Raw genomic sequence first — 456 nt, 5'->3', positions numbered from 1 at the left:
TATCAACAAGAGTTTACTGATATGTGATGACCAATGAGTTAATCATTTAATGCTAGCTTTAGTTGGAGATCAAATGCTGCGAATATGCGGCTTTTCTTTTATTAAAGTAAATGGCAGTTTAGTTGCATAAGGATTGGACGATTAATGATATAATCATTTTAAAAAAGTTGGTATGAGAGGATATAAAATGACAATGAAAACATCAGGAAAAGTATTTTTAATTGTTATTATTGCATTAACAATACCTTTTCTAAAATATACTAAATTTGGCGATTTAATTGCTTTATTGGTTTTAATAGGAATTAGCATTTTTAATAAAAAGATAAGACAAGGGATTATAAAAGCGTGGTTTGAAAAAAGAGGGGTCTTAATATGTTTGTTCATTCTACTCTTTGTCTTAGCACCATTTTCATTTTGGATATTAGTAACCTTAATCAACTAAACCAGCTAATAGTT

The 456-nt window shown here is 28.1% G+C and carries 1 protein-coding gene; it reads left to right on the top strand.

Annotated features, from left to right (window positions below; all coding sequences use genetic code 11):
• Positions 1–187: 187 nt before the first annotated feature.
• Positions 188–442, top strand: a complete 255-nt coding sequence (locus COC46_RS21975; protein WP_141550920.1) for a hypothetical protein — start codon at positions 188–190, stop codon at positions 440–442.
• Positions 443–456: the final 14 nt, after the last annotated feature.

The sequence above is a fragment of the Bacillus sp. AFS041924 genome, from assembly GCF_002577195.1.
Taxonomy (GTDB): Bacteria; Bacillota; Bacilli; order Bacillales; family Bacillaceae_G; genus Gottfriedia.
The sequence above is the reverse complement of the archived record's forward strand: the minus strand, read 5'-3'. Positions and strand labels throughout refer to the sequence as shown.